The 17600-nt window shown below is 72.2% G+C and carries 12 protein-coding genes; 3 read left to right on the forward strand and 9 right to left on the reverse strand.

Annotation, left to right across the window (positions count from 1 at the left end):
* Positions 1-20: 20 nt before the first annotated feature.
* The 3 genes from FHX46_RS06760 to FHX46_RS06770 all read right to left on the reverse strand — a co-directional run bounded on the left by FHX46_RS06760 (position 21) and on the right by FHX46_RS06770 (position 5879).
* Positions 21-2159: a phospholipase A2 gene (locus FHX46_RS06760; RefSeq protein WP_167111639.1), complete on the reverse strand. Its 2139-nt coding sequence runs from the start codon at positions 2157-2159 to the stop codon at positions 21-23.
* A gap of 682 nt (positions 2160-2841) precedes the next feature.
* A complete protein-coding gene (locus FHX46_RS06765; protein WP_313886048.1) occupies positions 2842-4137 on the reverse strand; it encodes a diguanylate cyclase in 1296 nt (431 codons plus the stop codon).
* A gap of 548 nt (positions 4138-4685) precedes the next feature.
* Entirely contained in the window at positions 4686-5879 is a 1194-nt protein-coding gene (locus tag FHX46_RS06770; RefSeq protein WP_167121201.1) for an MFS transporter, read from the reverse strand.
* 437 nt (positions 5880-6316) lie between these two features.
* Here FHX46_RS06770 and FHX46_RS06775 point away from each other — a divergent pair, with 437 nt between their 5' ends.
* The gene (locus FHX46_RS06775; protein ID WP_167111641.1) at positions 6317-7210 is read left to right on the forward strand and encodes an SDR family NAD(P)-dependent oxidoreductase; all 894 of its coding nucleotides are present in this window, start codon (positions 6317-6319) and stop codon (positions 7208-7210) included.
* A 26-nt stretch (positions 7211-7236) separates the two neighbouring features.
* Here FHX46_RS06775 and FHX46_RS06780 read toward each other — a convergent pair whose 3' ends face one another.
* Entirely contained in the window at positions 7237-9024 is a 1788-nt protein-coding gene (locus FHX46_RS06780; protein ID WP_167121203.1) for an AMP-dependent synthetase/ligase, read from the reverse strand.
* Positions 9025-9165: 141 nt separating this feature from the next.
* On the opposite strand from FHX46_RS06780, the gene FHX46_RS06785 reads away from it, so the two are divergent.
* Entirely contained in the window at positions 9166-10326 is a 1161-nt protein-coding gene (locus FHX46_RS06785; RefSeq protein WP_167111643.1) for a kynureninase, read from the forward strand.
* Positions 10327-10491: 165 nt separating this feature from the next.
* Here FHX46_RS06785 and FHX46_RS06790 read toward each other — a convergent pair whose 3' ends face one another.
* The 4 genes from FHX46_RS06790 to FHX46_RS06805 are packed head-to-tail and all read right to left on the reverse strand — an operon-like array spanning position 10492 to position 13964.
* On the reverse strand, positions 10492-11133 hold the full coding sequence (locus FHX46_RS06790; RefSeq protein WP_167111645.1) for a response regulator: 642 nt from the start codon (positions 11131-11133) through the stop codon (positions 10492-10494).
* Entirely contained in the window at positions 11133-12629 is a 1497-nt protein-coding gene (locus FHX46_RS06795) for a GAF domain-containing sensor histidine kinase (protein WP_167111647.1), read from the reverse strand. The genes FHX46_RS06790 and FHX46_RS06795 overlap by 1 nt, the downstream gene beginning before the upstream one ends.
* Before the next feature lie 46 nt (positions 12630-12675).
* Positions 12676-13089: a pyridoxamine 5'-phosphate oxidase family protein gene (locus FHX46_RS06800; RefSeq protein ID WP_313886049.1), complete on the reverse strand. Its 414-nt coding sequence runs from the start codon at positions 13087-13089 to the stop codon at positions 12676-12678.
* Between the two features lie 56 nt (positions 13090-13145).
* Entirely contained in the window at positions 13146-13964 is an 819-nt protein-coding gene (locus tag FHX46_RS06805; RefSeq protein ID WP_167111651.1) for an inositol monophosphatase family protein, read from the reverse strand.
* 45 nt (positions 13965-14009) lie between these two features.
* On the opposite strand from FHX46_RS06805, the gene FHX46_RS06810 reads away from it, so the two are divergent.
* Positions 14010-14525, forward strand: coding sequence for an FBP domain-containing protein (locus tag FHX46_RS06810; RefSeq protein ID WP_243871235.1), 516 nt, complete (start codon positions 14010-14012; stop codon positions 14523-14525).
* Between the two features lie 427 nt (positions 14526-14952).
* Here FHX46_RS06810 and FHX46_RS06815 read toward each other — a convergent pair whose 3' ends face one another.
* Positions 14953-17544: a bifunctional FO biosynthesis protein CofGH gene (locus FHX46_RS06815; protein WP_167111653.1), complete on the reverse strand. Its 2592-nt coding sequence runs from the start codon at positions 17542-17544 to the stop codon at positions 14953-14955.
* Positions 17545-17600: the final 56 nt, after the last annotated feature.

The raw sequence follows: 17600 nt of genomic DNA on the forward strand, positions 1-17600 counted from the left end.
AAGTGGCTCACAACACTCGGTTACGTGTTCTGCACCACCGCCTTGGCGGGAACGAGCGTGCTCGCCACCGCCACGAGCGCGACCAGGGCCGTTACGCCATGTACCGCCATCGTCACCGCGTCCGCTGCTTCCAGCAACGCCGGAAGGCACGCCAGCCCGGTCACGACCCACGTGCTGCGCGCCGCGCTGAACCCTGTCCGCACCGTGTGCAGCAGGAATACCCCGATCAGCAGCTGGATAAGGTTCTGAATCGGGTCGACCGGCAATCCGACGATCGTGCCGTGGTCGCCGCCCAACCGCGTCAGCGCGAAGCCGAACAGCCCGACCACCGCGAACCCGGTGCCCAGCACCGTCGCCGCATGGGCCTGCCAGCCCCCCGCGCCGAGGGTGTCGAGCACCGGAACGGCCCGGCGGGGGTGGCGCTCGAACCACCAGAACACCATGACCGCCGGGACGGCGAGCAGCGCCAGTGCGACCCAGGTGCGCGGGTCGGCGAGCCAGACCAGGATCGCCGACGGGTGGTCCGGCAGGTAGACCAGCGCGACGACCAGCAGCATCGTCGCGAGGAACCCGAGGTACAGGCTCATCGGCGCGCGCAGCGCCACTCGCGCCGCACCCGCGAAGCGGGCGGCGAGCTGGGTGATCGGTTTCGGGGCCAGCCCGAGCAGGGCGATCTGGGCGGCGCCGAGCAGCAGGACCGGCAGGGCCGGCGCGGACAGCGCGGGCGGCGTGCCGGGTGCGCCGAGGAGGTCGCGGCTGACCCCTCCGACCGTCGTGAGCAGGACCAGTCCGGTGACACCCGCCGCGAGGACGGCGGCCGGCACCAGGCGGTGGGTGGCGCGGATCCGGCCGAATGCGACCTGCTGGGCGAGCAGGGCCAGGGCGAACGCCGCGAGGTAGTGCGGGACGGCCGAGCCGAGGGCGTGGGCGGCCAACTCGGCCAGCCCGACGAGCACGACCAGGCCGGCGACCGAAGCCACGGCGGCGCGGCGGTGCAGGGCGAGCATCAGCGGGGTCGCGACCACGGTGAGCAGGTAGACGCCCACCAGCCACAGCGGGTGCAGCGCGATGCGCATGATCGCCGCGTTCGTGCCGTCCGGGATGCCCAGCAGTTCGAGCGCCAGCGGGACGAGCAGGGCCACGACGACGAAGATCAGGGCGGGCCGGAGGAGCCCGCTCGCCCGGTGGGCCAGGTACTGCCGGTACCCGCCGCCGCTGTCCCGGGTCGCGCACCATCCCACCGCGTTCGCTCGACCCCCGGCGAAGAAGAACACCGGGGCCAGCTGCGCGAGCCAGGTGAACGGCCACAGCCACTCCGGGCCGGCGCCGGCCCACCGCGCCAGTGCGATCGCGGATTCGCCGAGGATCAGCAGCACGAGACTGCCCACGGCGAGCGTGACCCACGGCGACAGCGGCGCCGGCGCGACGGGCGCGGGAGCCGGGGCACGGACGTGCCGCTGCTGGAGCCAGCCGCGGAGACGGAAGACCAGGAGGCACGCGATCACCGCGACCCCGGCGAGGAGCGGCCCGATCGGGTCGCCCACCGGCGGTCCCCAGCGCTGGTGCCAGGAGTTCACGACGAGGCCGGCGGAGTAGAGGCTCGCCACCAGGCGGCACTTGCGCGGCGAGCCCATCGGGTTGATGCCGCAGGTCGCGTGCATGTCCGTGGACAGCCGCTGGTCGAGCGCCGCGCGGATGTCCGGGCCGAGCGGGTGCCCGACCGCTGCGGCGTAGCGGAGCAGGTCGTAGCCCAGGTCGTGCGCCTTGCACGGGACCGCGTAGTCCCACTTCGTGTTGTCGTCTCCCCAGGGCGTGGAGCAGCCGCCGTCGACGTGGACGGCGCGGACCGTGCCGTCACGCGCCTGCATCTGGCCGGGGACGACGCCGGTGACCCGGGTGAAGTCCTTCGGCAGCAGTGCCAGGGCGGTCGGCTGCGGGCCCGGGTGGACCAGCGCCTCGATCGCCTGCTGGGCCGCGAGGGCGCCGCCCGTGGGCGGCCGCTGGTCCGGCGGGGTGTGCGGGCGCGACGCGACGAACCCGAAGGTGAGTACGGCCAGCGACAGCACCAGCAGCCAGGCGGAGGTGGCCAGGCGGCGGCGTACCCGCGGCGCCGGCCGGGCGCCGGGCGGGTGGTCGGTGAAGGTCGCTGGAGTGATCATCGCCTCCCAGGGTGGCAGGGGATCGGCCATGGCGGCCACCAGGGAAACCCCGGATCGTGGTTCCTTGAGCGCGCCACTCTAGTGGGTGACCGAAGGCGGGTCGGGGCTCTGGGGTTCGTCTGGACGGTGAATCGCCTGGTCAGATGGGGTGTGGCCGGCCGGGCGGCGGTCGGCGCGTACGAGTGGACACGTCGTGTAGGGGCGAATGCGGTTTTCGGGTTCTGGGTGAGTGGACCAGTGGTGCGACGAGGTGGTGCGGGATCGGTGCATTCGCGAGTGCCGGGCGTGGCGGCGCTCGGTGCAGGTTTCCGGAGTGGGGTGCGGGGCGGGGGATTGGCGCGGTTCGGCGACTGGGGCGTGACGAGGCCGACCGGTCCGGCGTTGCGTGCGGCTGGCATCGGCCGTGTGGGAGGTCGGCCGGTCGCGTCGGGTGGAGCAGCCAGACGCGGCAGCGGTGCTCGGGCGGCACGGCGTGACTGAGGCTCGGCACGGCGGTGCCAGGGCCGGGGCAGCGCGCAGTGGGTGTCGGACGCGGTGGCCGGGCTCCGGCGGGAGGTGCTCGCCCGTGCCCTGCGCCGGTCCCGGGACCGGCGCAGGGCGCTGTGGTGCTCGATGGGCGCGGGGACGAGCCAGGTGAGGGAGGCGGGGCGCGGTCAGGGGCACCTGGGCACGGCAGCGCGGGTCAGTGGCTGACGTGCCTCGCTTCCCGCGGAGGGCTCGCCGGGGGCTGCGGGGGGCGGGCGATGCGGACCTGGTTGCGTCCGCTCTCCTTCGCCTCGTAGACGGCCGCGTCGGCGGCCTGCATCAGGCTCGGGAGGCTGTCGCCGTGCTCGGGGAACACCGCGACCCCGATGGAGGCCGTCCGTTCGGACACCAGCGTCCACTCACCGCGCTTGTTGGTCGTCCTGATCCGCAGCGCCGCCACCGCCGCGCGGATGCGCTCCCCGGCCACTGTCGCCGCCGCCTGGTCGGTGCCCGGCAACAGCACCAGGAACTCCTCGCCGCCGAACCGGCCGACCACGTCGCTCGGGCGCGTCACCTCGTCCAGCAGCTGCGCGAGGTTCCGCAGCACGTCGTCGCCCGCGGGGTGGCCGAACGTGTCGTTGATCCACTTGAAGTGGTCCAGGTCGATCATCAGGATCGCCACCGGATCGGCCGCTTTCGCGGCCCGGCTCAGCGCCCGTTCGGCCGACTCGGTCCACCCGCGCATGTTCGCCACCTGCGTCTTCGGGTCCGTCCGCACGTCGGCCTGCAACTGCTCGATCTCGGCGAGCCGGTTGAAGACCACCGTCACCACCGCCATGATCGCGACCGCCGGTGGCATGATCACCAGCAGGATGGCCGTCACCGCCCCGAGACCGATCGTGATCGCCTCCAGCACGTTGTCCGCCGGGCTGCCCAGCACCGTCCGCGCGTTCGCGTTCTGCGGCGCGGCGAGCGCGATCACGGTGCCGATGTAGACGATCTGCACCCCTTCGTAGACCAGACCGGCCACCAGCATCCAGGCGAAGTCCACCAGCGACCCGCCGATGCCCAGCGCGCCCCAGGCGTGCGGGCCCAGCGCAACGAACACCTGGTGCGCCAGCGTCGCCGCCAGCATGTGGGCCACCGTGGAGTACACGAAGTTGTGCGCCGGCCGCCGCGCGACGAACCAGCGCTGCACCCGGACCAGACCGACGACCAAGATCGTCAACGGCACCGGGAGAATAATCGCGGCCGGAACGATCCACACGGCGGTGAGGTCGATGAGCACGCGGCCGCCGGCATTTCGCCGCCGTTCTTCCTGTCGCCGGGTCAGCTGAATGTGCGCCGTCGCGCCCGCGGTGAGAATCGCGAACCGCAGCCAATCGAGACCGCTCGGCGCGCTCGCGTTCACGAATGCGATCGCGAGCCACGCGACCGCAATCAGTTCGGAGACGAGCAGGAAAACGATGAAACGCTTCGGCCGGCGCCACAATGCCCAATTGCGGGGCATCATGGCGCGCGGCGTGCTCGACGCATCACTCTTTGTGTTCGGCTCCGCTCGCAGGGGCGCGGACTGGCGGGGCACCGAATTCTGCTCCTCGATGACCGGAACGCCCTCCCTGAGGTCCGGATCGCCGTGCAGTGTAGGCGATCGCCGACGCGTGTGCGGCAGAGGCACCGGCTCACCTTCCCTCGACATCGAGTACTGCCGCCGGGTAACTTTGCTGTGCCCGGAACGACGCCGGGTACTTTCCATCAACGGGTATCATCTCACCGCACGCGATGCGACGCGTACCTCCGCCACGAGCGGCCGTACCGACGCGACGCGTCCGGACCACAGGCACCGAATGGAGGTGTTCCTCGTGTCTGACCGCGACTTCTGATCCTGGGTTGTGAATCGTTTTCGTTTTCGGTCCCGAGGAAGAGGTGTTCGTCGTGCGCGACCGCGACTTCTGAGCCGTTGTGGATTTGTCATTGTGTCGGCCCGAAAAACGGGAGGTGAATGATCGTGCGTGACCGTGACTTCTGAGACTTCCGATCTTCCGAATGGACGCGTTGCTGTCAGTCCGTGCCGGTTGCATCGCTGTCCGTGCCCAGCACTCGTCCCCACGCCACGGCGAGGGGAACGCCGAGGACCACCCCGGCCGCGCCCGCGATCATGATCGCCGTGGTCGCCGTACCCGACCACTGCGCGAGCAACCCGCCGAACGCCACGCCGACGCCCTGCGCGACCCGCAGGCCGGTCCGGTACAGACCGCCGGCTCCGCCGCGGAGCTCATTGGGCACCCACGTGATGAACGTGGCCCCTACGGTGATGATGTACGCACCCGCCGCACCGGCGAGCGCGAGGACGCCCAGGGCGAGGACGAGCTCCGGCCGCAATCCGAACGCGAGCAGAAGTGCCGTCGGGACGACCGCGAGCACGCCGACCGACCGGCGGCGCGACGAAGCCGAAACGTAGCGGGACAGCACGAACACGCCCAGCGCGAACCCCAGCGGGTCCGCGGCCAGCAGCCATCCCACCGCCTGATCGGGCGCACCGATCTCGCGCGCCAGCGGGGCGGCCAGGCCCGCGGGCACCATCGCCAGTCCGACCAGCCAGGACAGGCCGAGCAGGACGCGCAGCCTGCGCTGCGCGGCCACCCAGTGGATGGCGCCGAACCACGAGCCGTCGCCGTCGCCGGCGGCCGGCCGCGGGCGCACCCAGTGGTGCAGGGCCAGCGCGCTGACCGCGAACGTCAGCGCGTCCAGTGCCAGCGCCAGTGACGGCCCGGCGGCCGTGACGATCACGCCGCCCAGCGCCAGGCCGGCCAGCATCGTGGTGTTCGTGGTGATCCCGCGGATGTCCTGGCTGCGCAGGTAGAGCTCGTCGTCGGTGAAGATCTCGCGGGTCAGCGCGTTCTGGGCCGCGTTGGACGGCGCGCCGGCCAGGCGCGCCAGCATGACCAGCACGCACAGCCACACGACCGGCGTGCCCGGGATCGCCATGACGGCGATGAAGCCGGCCTGCACCGCCGCGGTGACCACGAGGATCGTGCGGCGCGGATACCGGTCGGCCAGCTGGGCCAGCCCCAGCCCGCCGGCCAGTGCGGGCAGGAAGGTGAGCGCGTAGGCGACCGCGGACCACAACGCCGAGCCGGTGCGGTGGTAGACGGTGAGGGCCAGCGCCACCGTGGTCAGCTGGTCACCGAGCACCGACTGTGCCTCGGCCAGCCACACGGTGCGGAACTCGCGGTTCGCGAGCGCCGCACCCATGGATGGGCGAGTCGTGGTCTTCACACCTCTCCCCACTTCCCCCTCGTCGGGTGGCCGCCTGTGCTCACTGATTCTGTCGCTGCCCGCCCCGTTCCTGTGACCGTAGTCACTCAAATGACACGTCCCGCGACAATCAGTATGCCGCGAACCACACGCGAACGAACAGGAACAGCGTGACCGTATCGCGGGATTGCGCCCGTACGGCCGTAGACATTCTTACTTCTGGGTTACGACGAACGGTGGGCAGTTCCGGTGCCCGTGACCGGCGGCGGGGTCAGCCCGGCCGATCAGACGTCACTCGTTCAGCGCAGTGGGCGGACCGTTCGTCGGCCGTGCTGACCGCGGGGCGGTTCGTGCGCCAAGACTGGACGCACAGGCCAGGAGACAGCTGAGGACGGGCTGGAGCTCGGGGACTGGCCGGTGGGGAGTGGAAACCGATGAACATGCTGATGCAGGACCGGGCCGTCGTGGTCACCGGCGCGGCCCGCGGCCTCGGTGAGGCGTTCGCGGTGCACCTCGCGCAGGCCGGCGCCGCGGTCGTGGTCAACGACATCGACGCGGACCTGGCCGAGCGCACCGCGGCCAACATCCGGGCGCACGGCGGCCGGGCGGTCGCGAGCGGGCACACCGTGACCGATCCGGAGGAGGCCCAGGCGATCGTCGACCTGTGCGTCGCCGAGTTCGGGGCGATCGACGGCCTGGTGAACAACGCCGCGCTGAACTACGAATCGCTGCCCTGGGAGGAGGACCTCGACGAGGTCCGCGAACTGGTCGAGGTCAACGTCCTGGGTGTGATGTACACCGGGATCGCGGCGGTCAAGGCCATGGTCGGTCAGGGCCGCGGCGGGTCGATCGTCAACATCTCCTCCGGCGCATCCCTGGGCCAGCGCAAGCTCGGCGTCTACGCGGCGAGCAAAGGAGCTGTGGCATCGCTCACATATTCCTGGGCGCTGGATTTGGAAGATTCCGGCATCCGGGTGAACGCTGTCTGCCCGCTGGCGCACACCCGGATGGTCTGGAAGTCGGAGCGTTCCCTGCGCAACTGCCCGCCCGATCGGACGCCGGCGCGAATCGCGCCCGTCGTGCTGTTCCTGTTGAGCGACGACGCCGAGGGCATCACCGGTCAGCTCGTGCGGTGCAACGGGCCGCAGCTGCACATCGTCGGCCAGCCCTACCTCAAGGCGCCGATCCTGGAGCGGCAGACGTGGGACACCGAGACCGTGCGGCAGGCGTTCGACGAGGTGTTCAGCGCGCACCTCGAGGCTTACGGCCTGGAGAAGCGCGTCCCTCCCCGGCTCCGCAAGTGGACCACCCCGCTCCGGTCGGCCTAGGCGGGCAGGTCACGGGCGGATGACGCCTACTGGTCGGCGGTGTAGAGCGCGGCGATGTCCGCCGCGTAGCGGTCGTTGATCACCCGGCGCTTGAGCTTCAGCGTCGGGGTGACCTCGCCGCTCTCCGGCGTCCACGGCTTGGCCAGGACCTGGTACTTCTTGATCTGCTCGACCCGGGACAGCCGGGCGTTCGCCGACTCGACCGCGCGCTGGATCTCCTCGCGCACGGCCGGGTGCTCGGCGAGCACGACCGGGTCGCCGCCCTCGATGCCCTGCTGGGCGGCCCAAGCCGGCAGGAACTCGTCGTCGAGCACGATCAGCGCGGTGACGTAGGGCTTGTCGTTGCCGATCGCGACCGCCTGGCCGATCAGCGGGTGCTCCTTGAGCAGCCCCTCGATGCGGGTCGGCGCGATGTTCTTGCCGCCCGAGGTGATGATCAGCTCCTTCTTGCGGTCGGTGATGGTGACGAAGCCGTCGGCGTCGATCGTGCCGATGTCGCCGGTGTGGAACCAGCCGTCGGCGTCGACCGCGGACGCGATCGAACCGTCCTCCTGCAGGTAGCCCATGAACACCAGCGGGCCGCGCACCAGCAGCTCACCGTCCGGCGCGACCTGGATCTCGGTGTCGGCCAGTGCGCGCCCGACACTGCCGGCGCGGAACGCCTTCGCCGAGTTCGACGTGACCGCGCCGGAGGTCTCGGACAACCCCCACACCTCGTGGATCTCCACACCCAGCCCGGCGAGGAAGTACAGCACCTCGACCGGGAGCGCGGCTGCGCCGCTGGCGCAGAAGTGCACCCGGTCGAACCCGAGCAGGGTGCGCACCGGGGCGAGCACGGTCCGGTCGGCCTCCGCGATCTTCGCCGCCAGGTCGTCCGGCACCGCCGCACCGGCGTTGCGCAGCCGGTAGCCCTGCTGGAGCAGCTCGCTGGCCGCCAGCAACGGGCTGCGCCGGTCCTCCGGCAGGTTCGGCAGCATCGCCTTGAGCCCGGCGGCGATCTTCTCCCACACCCGCGGCACGCCGAAGAAACCCTGCGGGTGGACGCGGCCGAGCGCCGCCGCGACCTGCGTCGGATCGGCCAGGGTGTGCACGTGACCGGCGTAGACGATCGGCATGTAGATCGAGATCTCCCGCTCGGCGATGTGGGCCAGCGGGAGGTAGGCGATGTTCGCCGGGTGCATCGGGGTCTCGTGCAGCGCGTGCACGGCGTACGCCTCGAAGATCACGTTGTGGTGGGACAGCACCACGCCCTTCGGGTCGCCGGTCGTGCCCGAGGTGTAGATCATCGCGATCGGGTCCTCCGGGCGGATCCCCGCCCAGCCGTCCTCGAACACGCGCGGGTCGGCGCGGTGCAGTTCGGCGCCGCGCCGGCGCAGCTCGGCGAGGCTGACGAACCGCTCGTCGCCCGCCGGCACCGCCTCCGCGTCGATCATCACGACGTGGCGCAAGGCGGGCAGCTCGTGCAGAACCTGCTGCCACCGTTTCAGCTCGTCCATGCCCTGCAGCACGACCACTCCGGCCGCGCTGTGCCGGGCCACGTAGGAGATCTGGTCCGGGCTGAGCGTGGCGTACGCCGTGCACGAGATGGCGCCCAGGTGGGTGGCGGCGAGGTCGGCGATCAGGTGGTCGGGGGTGCTCGGCGCCATGATCAACATCCGCTCGCCCCGCGGTAGGCCCAGGTCCGCCAGTCCGCGGGCGACGGCCGCGACCTCGTCCCTGAGGGCGGACCAGCTCAGCGTCTCGCGGTCCGGGTCGTCCAGCGACGTGAGCGCCGGCGCCTCGCCGTACTCCGCGGCGTTGCGACGGAGGAGCATGGGGATGGTCAAGCCCTCGGCCTGCTCGGCGACGGACGGTTGGCTGGTCAACTGCGACCTCCTCGTGATCGGCTGGCGAAGACAACCGGAGCCACCACTCTATGTGACCGCCGACACAGGCGATAGAGAGAAAGGGACACGATGTCGCTGCGAGACGAAGCGGCCGAACTGGACATGCGGGACCCGCTCGCCGGGAAGCGCGCCGAGTTCGACGTCGACCCCGATCTGTCCTACCTGGACGGCAACTCGCTCGGCGCGCCGCCACGCGGGGTGGCCCCGCGGCTGGCGGAGGTCGTGGGCGAGCAGTGGGGCCGACGGCTCATCCGGTCGTGGGACGAGGGCTGGTGGGACGCGCCCGAGCGGATCGGGGACCGGATCGCGCCGCTGGTCGGAGCCGCGCCGGGTCAGGTCGTGGTGGGCGACTCCACGACCGTGAACCTGTTCAAGGCTCTGGTCGCGGGCGTGCGGCTGAACCCGGATCGGCCGGAAATCCTGCTCGACGCCGCGACGTTCCCCACCGACGGCTACATCGCCGAGAGCGCCGCGCGGCTGACCGGTCACCGCGTGCGACGGGTACCGGTGCGGGAGATGGCTTCCGCGGTCAGCTCGCGGACCGCGCTCGCGCTGGTCAACCACGTCGACTACGTGACCGGCGAGCTGCACGACCTGCCCGTGGTGACCGAGGCGTTGCACTCCGCGGGCGCGCTCGCGGTGTGGGACCTGTGTCATTCCGCCGGGGCGGTACCGGTGCCGCTGGACGCCGCCGGCGTGGACCTGGCGGTCGGCTGCACCTACAAGTTCCTCAACGGCGGGCCGGGGGCACCGGCCTTCCTGTACGTCGCCCGGAAGTGGCTCGACGTGTTCGACCAACCGCTGAGCGGATGGGCCGGGCACGCCGACCCGTTCGGGATGACGCCGTCCTACGCCGGCGGAACCGGGATCAGGCGCGGCCGCACCGGGACGCCGGACATCCTGTCGATGCTGGCCCTGGACGCGGCGCTGGACGTGTGGGACGACGTGACGATCGACCAGGTCCGCGCCAAGGGGCTCGCGCTGGGGGAGTTCTTCCTGCGGTGCCTGGACGAGCTGGTCCCGGACGCCGACGTCGTCACCCCGCGCTCCCGCGGCAATCAGATCTCCGTGCGCCGGCCGGACGCCAAGGCGACGATGGGGGAGCTGATCGCCCGCGGTGTCATCGGCGACTACCGGCCGCCGGACGTGCTGCGGTTCGGCTTGGCCGCGTTGTACGTGCGGTACGCGGACGTGCTGCGGGCCGCGGAGGAACTGCGGGCGTTGCGCTGACGGTCCACAACGGACAACAGTGGGCCGGGGCAGCGGGAGGGTTGGGAGGCCGCTGCTCCGGCCCGTCCTCTCAGCCCGCGGCGACCGGCGCGGCCGAGAATTTTCTGTTGGCTCCGCCAGCTTCACCGACGCCGGGCATGCCGACCAGGGTCCAACGGCCCTGTTTCAGGGGCTCCGCCGCCGGGTGGCGTAGACCGCGGCTTCGGTGCGCCGCGCGAACCCCAGCTTGTGCAACACCGCCGACACGTAGTTCTTCACGGTCTTCTCCGCCAGGTGCAACTGCCGGCCGATCTGCCGGTTGGTCAGACCGTCCGCGATCAGGTCCAGCACCCGCCGCTCCTGCGGGCTGAGCTGTGCGTACCGGGGATCGGCCGGACCGGTCCCGCCACGCAACCGGTCCATGACCGCCGTGGTCAGCTCCGGGTCGAGCAACGACGCGCCGGCCGCGATCCGCCGCACCGACCCGATCAGGTCGGTGCCGGACACCTGCTTCAGCAGGTATCCCGCCGCCCCAGCCATGATCGCGCCGAACAACGCCTCGTCGTCCGAGTACGACGTCAGCATCAGGCACGCCGGCGGCGGTTCCATCGCCGACCGGATCTCGCGGCACACGCCGATCCCTTCGCCGTCGGGCAGGCGCACGTCGAGGATCGCCACGTCCGGGGTGAGCGCCGGGATCCGCCGCAGCGCCTCGGCGGTGGTGCCGGCCTCGCCGACCACGCGGATGTCGCCTTCGGACTCCAGCACCGTCGTCAAGCCGGTCCGGACCAGCTCGTGGTCGTCCAGCAGGAACACCGAGATCGTCATCACGCACCCTCCGCACCGGCGAGTTCGGCCGTCCACACGAGTGTGGTGCCACGCTTCCCGGCGCGCCGGACGGAACACCGGCCGCTCCACCGCGCTGCCCGCTCGCCCAGGTTGACCAGCCCGCTGCGCCGTCCGGACTCGTCCGCGATCCCGACCCCGTCGTCACTGACGGTCAGGGTCAGCGACCGCGCGGAGCGGTCCACCGCGACCTCGATCGACACCTCACCGGCCCGCGCGTGCCGCGCCACGTTCGCCAGGGCCTCCCGCACGGTCGCCACCAGGTCCACGCGCACCTGGGCCGGCACCGCCGAGTCCACCGGACCGGTGAACCGCAGGCGTGGCGCGAAACCCAGCGCCTCCGTGCAGTCCTGCGCCAGCCGCAACAGCTCCGCGCGCAGGCTCCCGTCCGGCTCCTCCGGCTGGGTGAGGGAGAAGATGCTGTTGCGGATCTCCCGGATCGTGCGGTCCAGCTCGTGCACGAACCCGGTGAGCCGGTCGGCGACCTCGGGCTGCGTGATCAGCGGCCGCAGCCCCTCCAGGCCAAGGCCGGTGGCGAACAGCCGCTGGATGACCAGGTCGTGCAGGTCGCGGGCGATCCGGTCGCGTTCGGTGAACACGGCCAGCCGCTGCCGGTCCTCCTCGGCGCGCGCGAACTCCATGGCCAGCGCGGCGTGCCCGGCGAACGTCCGGGCCAGCACGACCTCGTCGTCGGTGAACGGCGACGTGCCGCCGACTCGCGCGACCAGCAGCACGCCCAGCGTCTCCCCGCCGACGGCCAGCGGCACCGCGACCGCCGAGTCCAGCGCCCTGATCGCCTCGGGCACCTCGATCCCCGCCTGTTCCCTGGCGACGTACCGTCCGTAGTCGCGCACCACCACCGGCGTGCCGGACCGGAACGCCGCACCGCTGGCCGTGCCGTGCAGCGGCACCGTCAGGCCGGCGAGACCCGGCGGGGCGTCCGCACCCGTCGCGACCACGTCGAACGACAACGTGTGCGGATCGTCCTCACGCGGGACCGCGACCGCCGCGGCGGAGGCGCCGGACACCACCCGCGCGTGCTCGGCGATCAGCCGCAGCGTGCGCTGCGGATCCTCGCCGGTCAGCAGGGCCGCGGTGACTTCGTGCGACGCCTCCAGCCAGCGCTCGCGGCCCCGCGTGCGCGCGTACGCGGCCGCGTTGTCGATCGCCATCCCGGCCGCGGTGGCCAGCGCGGCGACCGCCTCCCGGTCGGCGCCGGTGAAACCGCCCGCCTTGCCGGTGACCCGCAGCTCACCGAACCGGCCGCGGCCGGCGTGCAGCGGCACGCCCAGCGCCGGACCGGGCGCCGGATCGCCGGAACTGACCGGCGCGGCGTGCGGTACCTCGACGACGGCGTGCCGGGCGCCGGTGAGCGCGCGAGCGCTGGCGACGACCTTGGTGAGGATCCCGGGCAGACTGAGATCAGCCGCGATCCCGACGACGGCTTCGACAAGCGCGCGTGCGTCCGGTCCGATCACCGCTGCCCTCCCGGCGGCCGGCCGCCCGGCGGGTGTGCCTCCGGCGTTACCTCGTGAGCCGCCGCCCCGAGACTACGTCGAGCGGCAGCCTGATCCAACGGTCGTCCGCGGACGACGCCGGCCACGCGTGGCCCGGCCGCCGGGTGGCGTGGGCGCGGCCCAGCACCGTCACCCACCAGCCGGCCTCCAGGTCCGGGTCGAAGGCGTCGGCTTCGAACGCGACGACCCCGTCGCTGGCCGCGGCGAACAACGGGCCGGCGGCCGGGGCGGCGAACGACACGGCGTCACCGGCCAGCACGAAGCGGACCGGCTGGACCGCGGGCAGGCCGCGCATGGTGAACACGATGCGCCCGAAGCCGGCGGTGGCGAGCAGCTCGAGGCACTGCTCCCGGCCCAGCACTTCCAATCCGAACGGATCGAGCATCGAGGGGACCGGCCCTTCGCGCACGGGAAACGTCACGGTTGGCACGATCACCCGGTGCGGTCCGGAACCGGTAGGGCCATTGGACCCGGTGCTCAGCCGAGGACGGTGGCGGCCAGCTCGTCGGCCAGGGCGCGGGTCGCGGCGGCGACACCGGACCAGCGGCGCGTCAGGTCCGGGTCGATCTCCAGCGGACGGCCGTGCACGTCGATCACCGCGCCACCCGCCGCGGGCACGGTGACCATCGCCGTCGCCAGGTCCACCAGACGGTGGGTGTCCGAGCCCGGGTCGCAGAACGCGTCGACCGAGCCCTCCGCGACGAGCGCGCATTCCAGCACCGTGGTGGACAGGATCCGCACGCGCTGCGCCCGGCTCGCGACGCGCAGCCACGCCTCGGCGTTGCGCTGGTGGGGGCGGAGCAGGTTCACGGTCGCGCCGTCGAGGCTCGCGCGGCCGCTGGTGCGGAACGGCACCGGCTCGCCGGCGCGGGCGTGCCAGGCGCGGCCGGTGTCCAGCCACACGGTGAGCGCCTCGGTCGCCCGCCCGTCGACGGCGACGGTGCCGCCGAAGCAACTCAGCGGGACCCCGGAGGCGGCGTTGTTGGAACCGTCGACCGGATCGACGACGAGGGTGACCGCGGAACCGTTGTCGACGAAACCGACCTCCTCACTGAGCAGGTTCACGCGGTGCCGGTCCGCCTCCTCGGCGATCGCGCCCTCGACGATCTCGTCCACCCGCATGGTCGGGGTGCCGTCCGCGCCGTCGGCGACCTTCTCGGCCAGCTCGGCGCGTGTGTGCCGGCGGCGGGCGTCCCCGTAGGCCGCGCTGGCGGCGCGGGCCATCGCGGCGAGTGCGGGGTGGACGGTCGCGGGGAGTTCCGGGGCGGGCACCGGCCACGTGATCTTCGTGCTCATCACCGCCGATCCTAAATGACTTGCCCGGTCACGGCGGTGCGACGGATGATGCCCGCCGTGCAACCCCTCGACGAAACCCGGATCCGCAAGTCGTTCATCAACTGCTCCAAGGGGGAGGCGCAACGACTGGCACTGCCGCCGGGACTGACCGGACTGGACTGGTCCGAAGTGGACTTTCTCGGCTGGCGGGACCCGAAGGCCGCGCAGAACGCCTATCTCGTGGCGCCCTACGGTGACGAAGTGGTCGGCGTCGCGTTGCGCGCGGCGGCCAAGCACCGGAGCTCGGTGAAGTCGTCGGTGTGCGCGTTCTGCGGGACCATCCACGCGGCGACGGACGTGTCGCTGTTCGCGGCCCGGCGGGTCGGTGCGGCCGGGAAGCAGGGCAACACCGTCGGTACCTACGCGTGCGCGGACCTCGCCTGCGGGCTGTACCTGCGGGGCAAGCGCCGCCCGGCCGTGCACAACCCGGTGGATCGGGCACCGCTCGAGGAGCGGGTGGAGCGGATGCTGGCCAACCTCGCCCGCTTCCTGGACGAGGTCACGACCGACAACGTCAGCTGACGCCCAGCGGCAGACACGCCGCCCGCGGCGGCCGACACGCCGCCGGGAGCGGTGAACACGGCGCCGGGAGGGGCGAACACGGCGCCCGGGGCGGTGAACACGCCGCCGGGAGCGGTGAACACGGCGCCCGGGGCGGTGAACACGGCGCCCGGGGCGGTGAACACGGCGCCCGGGGCGGTGAACACGCCGCCGGGAGCGGCGAACGCGCCGCCGGGAGCGGCGAACACGGCGCCCGGGGCGGCGAACACGCCGCCCGGAGCGGCGAACACGCCGCCCGGAGCGGTGAACACGGCGCCCGGAGGGGCGAACACGCTGCCCGGGGCGGTGAACACGCCGCCGGGAGGGGCGAACACGCTGCCCGGGGCGGCAAACACGGCGCCGGGAGGGGTGAACACGCCGGGTGGGCGGCGTGTTCACCGCTCGGGTGTCAGCTGACGATCGGGAGGGACAGCGGGCGCCGCACGGCCTGGGCGACCCCGTCGGAGGCCAGCGCCGCCGCCACCCGGTCCGGGGACGGGCGGCCGTAGGTCGTGGTCCGCTGGACCAGCGGGCGGCCGATCGGCTCGACCATCGCTGCCAGCTCGCTGATCGTCTTGTACGAGCCGTTGTCCGCGCCGGCCATGCGGCTGATGGTCTCCTCCATCAACGTGCCGCCGAGGTCGTTGACCCCGCCGTTCAGCACGTCGCGGCAGGTGTCCTCACCAAGCTTCACCCACGAGCACTGGATGTTGTCGATCAGTCCGTGCAGCAGGATCCGCGACAGCGCGTGCACCGCCCGGTTCTCCCGCTTGGTCGGGCCCGGCCGGGACAGCCCGGCCAGGTAGATCGGCGAGTTCTGGTGGATGAACGGCAGCAGCACGAACTCGGTGAACCCGCGTCGCCCGGTCCTCTCCAGCGCCCGCCGCTGCAGGTCGGCGATCAGCTTGATGTGCCCCACCCAGTGCGCCGGCGTGTCCACGTGCCCGTACATCATCGTCGAGGTCGTCGGGATGCCCAGCTCGTGCGCCGTCGAGACCACCTCGATCCAGCTCGACGTCGGCAGCTTGCCCTTGGTCAGCACCCACCGCACATCGTCGTCGAGGATCTCCGCCGCAGTGCCGGGCAGCGAGTCCACACCGGACTCGTGTGCGCGCGTCAGCCAGTCGCGGATGGACAGGTTCGTCCGGGACGCGCCGTTGACCACCTCCATCGGGCTGTAGGAGTGCAGGTGGATGTCCGGCTGCCGCCGCTTCACCTCGGCCGCGAGGTCGAAGTACGCGGTGCCGGGCATGTCCGGGTGGATGCCGCCCTGCATGCAGATCTCCGTCGCCCCGGCCTCCCACGCCTGGTCGACCCGGTCGCCGACCTGGGACAGCGACAACGTGTAGGCGTCGGCGTCGGTGCGCCGCTGGGCGAACGCGCAGAACCGGCAGCCGGTGTAGCAGACGTTGGTGAAGTTGATGTTGCGGGTGACGACGAACGTGACTTCGTCGCCGTTGACGTCGCGGCGCAGGCCGTCGGCCAGCGAAGCCAGCGCCGTCAGCTCGGCGCCGTCCGCGTGCAGCAGGGCCAGCGCGTCCTCATCGGACAGACCGGCCGGGTCGCGTTCCGCGCGGCGCAACGCTTCCGCGATGTCGGTGTCCATCCGGCGTGGCGCGGTCGGCACCTTCTCCGCCAGTTCTTTCCAGTCGCCGTAGACGGAGTCGAAGTCGCTGCGCCGGTCCTCGGTGCGTCCGGTGGTGTCCACCTCGACGTGCAACTCCGTCCGGCCGGTACCGGCCTGGTCCTGCCAGCCGCCGTCCGGCTCCTGCCACGGCCGGCCCTCCAGCACCGCGTCCTCGCGCGCCAGCCCGGTCTGCGGATCGGCCAGCGCCGCGACGTGCCCGGCCACGCGCGGGTCCAGCCAGGGCTCACCGGCGAGCAGGTACTCCGGGTAGATCGTGAGCCGCTCGCGCAGCGTGTAGCCGGCCCGCTCGGTCTGCCGGGCCAGTTCGTCGATCTGCGGCCACGCGCGCTCGGGGTTGACGTGGTCCGGGGTGAGCGGGGACACCCCACCCCAGTCGTCGATGCCCGCGCGGATCATCAGGTCGTACTGGCTGCCGATCAGGTTCGGCGGTGCCTGGATGCGCATCTTCGGGCCGAGCACGAGGCGCGCGACGGCGATCGTGGCGGCGAGCTCCTGCAGGTCGGCGTCGGGGGTGGCGCGCATCTTGGTGTCCGGCTTGGCGCGGAAGTTCTGCACGATGACTTCCTGGATGCCGCCGTACTGCCGCGCCACCTTGCGCATGGCGAACAGCGCGTCCGCGCGTTCTTCGTAGTTCTCGCCGATCCCGATCAGGATGCCGGTCGTGAACGGCACCGACGAGCGGCCGGCGTCCTCCAGCACCCGCAGCCGCACGGCCGGGTCCTTGTCCGGCGAACCGTAGTGCGGACCGCCGCGCTCGCTCCACAGCCGGGTCGCCGTGGTCTCCAGCATCATCCCCATCGACGGTGCCACCGGCTTGAGCCGCTGGAAGTCCTGCCAGGTCAGCACGCCGGGATTGAGGTGGGGCAGCAGACCGGTCTGCTCGAGCACCAGGATGGCCATCGCGCGCACGTAGGACAGCGTGTCGTCGTAGCCGTGCGCGTCGAGCCACTCGCGGGCCTGCTTCCAGCGGTCCTCCGGCCGGTCGCCGAGGGTGAACAGCGCCTCCTTGCAGCCCATCGCCGCGCCCTGCCGGGCGATCTCCAGCACCTCGTCCGGCGACAGGAACGGGGCGTCCAGTTTGCCCGGAACAGTCGCGAACGTGCAGTACCCGCACCGGTCCCGGCACAGCCGGGTGAGCGGGATGAACACCTTGCGGCTGTAGGTGATGATCCCGTCGCGGCCGGCCTCGGCCAGCCCGGCGTCGCGGATCCGGGAGGCGTGCTCGGACAGCGTGCGGAGGTCTTCGTCGCGCGCGTGCAGCAGCACGGTCGCCTCGGTGACGTCGAGGGTCTTGCCGTCGCGGGCACGGGCCAGCGCGCGGCGCATCGCGGAGGCGGTGGGAGCGGATGCCATACTGGAAACGCTAGGACCGGCGTCCCCGGACCTGCCAGGACCCGGCCGCGCAAGAT

The sequence above is a fragment of the Amycolatopsis viridis genome (genome assembly GCF_011758765.1).
Taxonomy (GTDB): Bacteria; Actinomycetota; Actinomycetes; order Mycobacteriales; family Pseudonocardiaceae; genus Amycolatopsis_E; species Amycolatopsis_E viridis.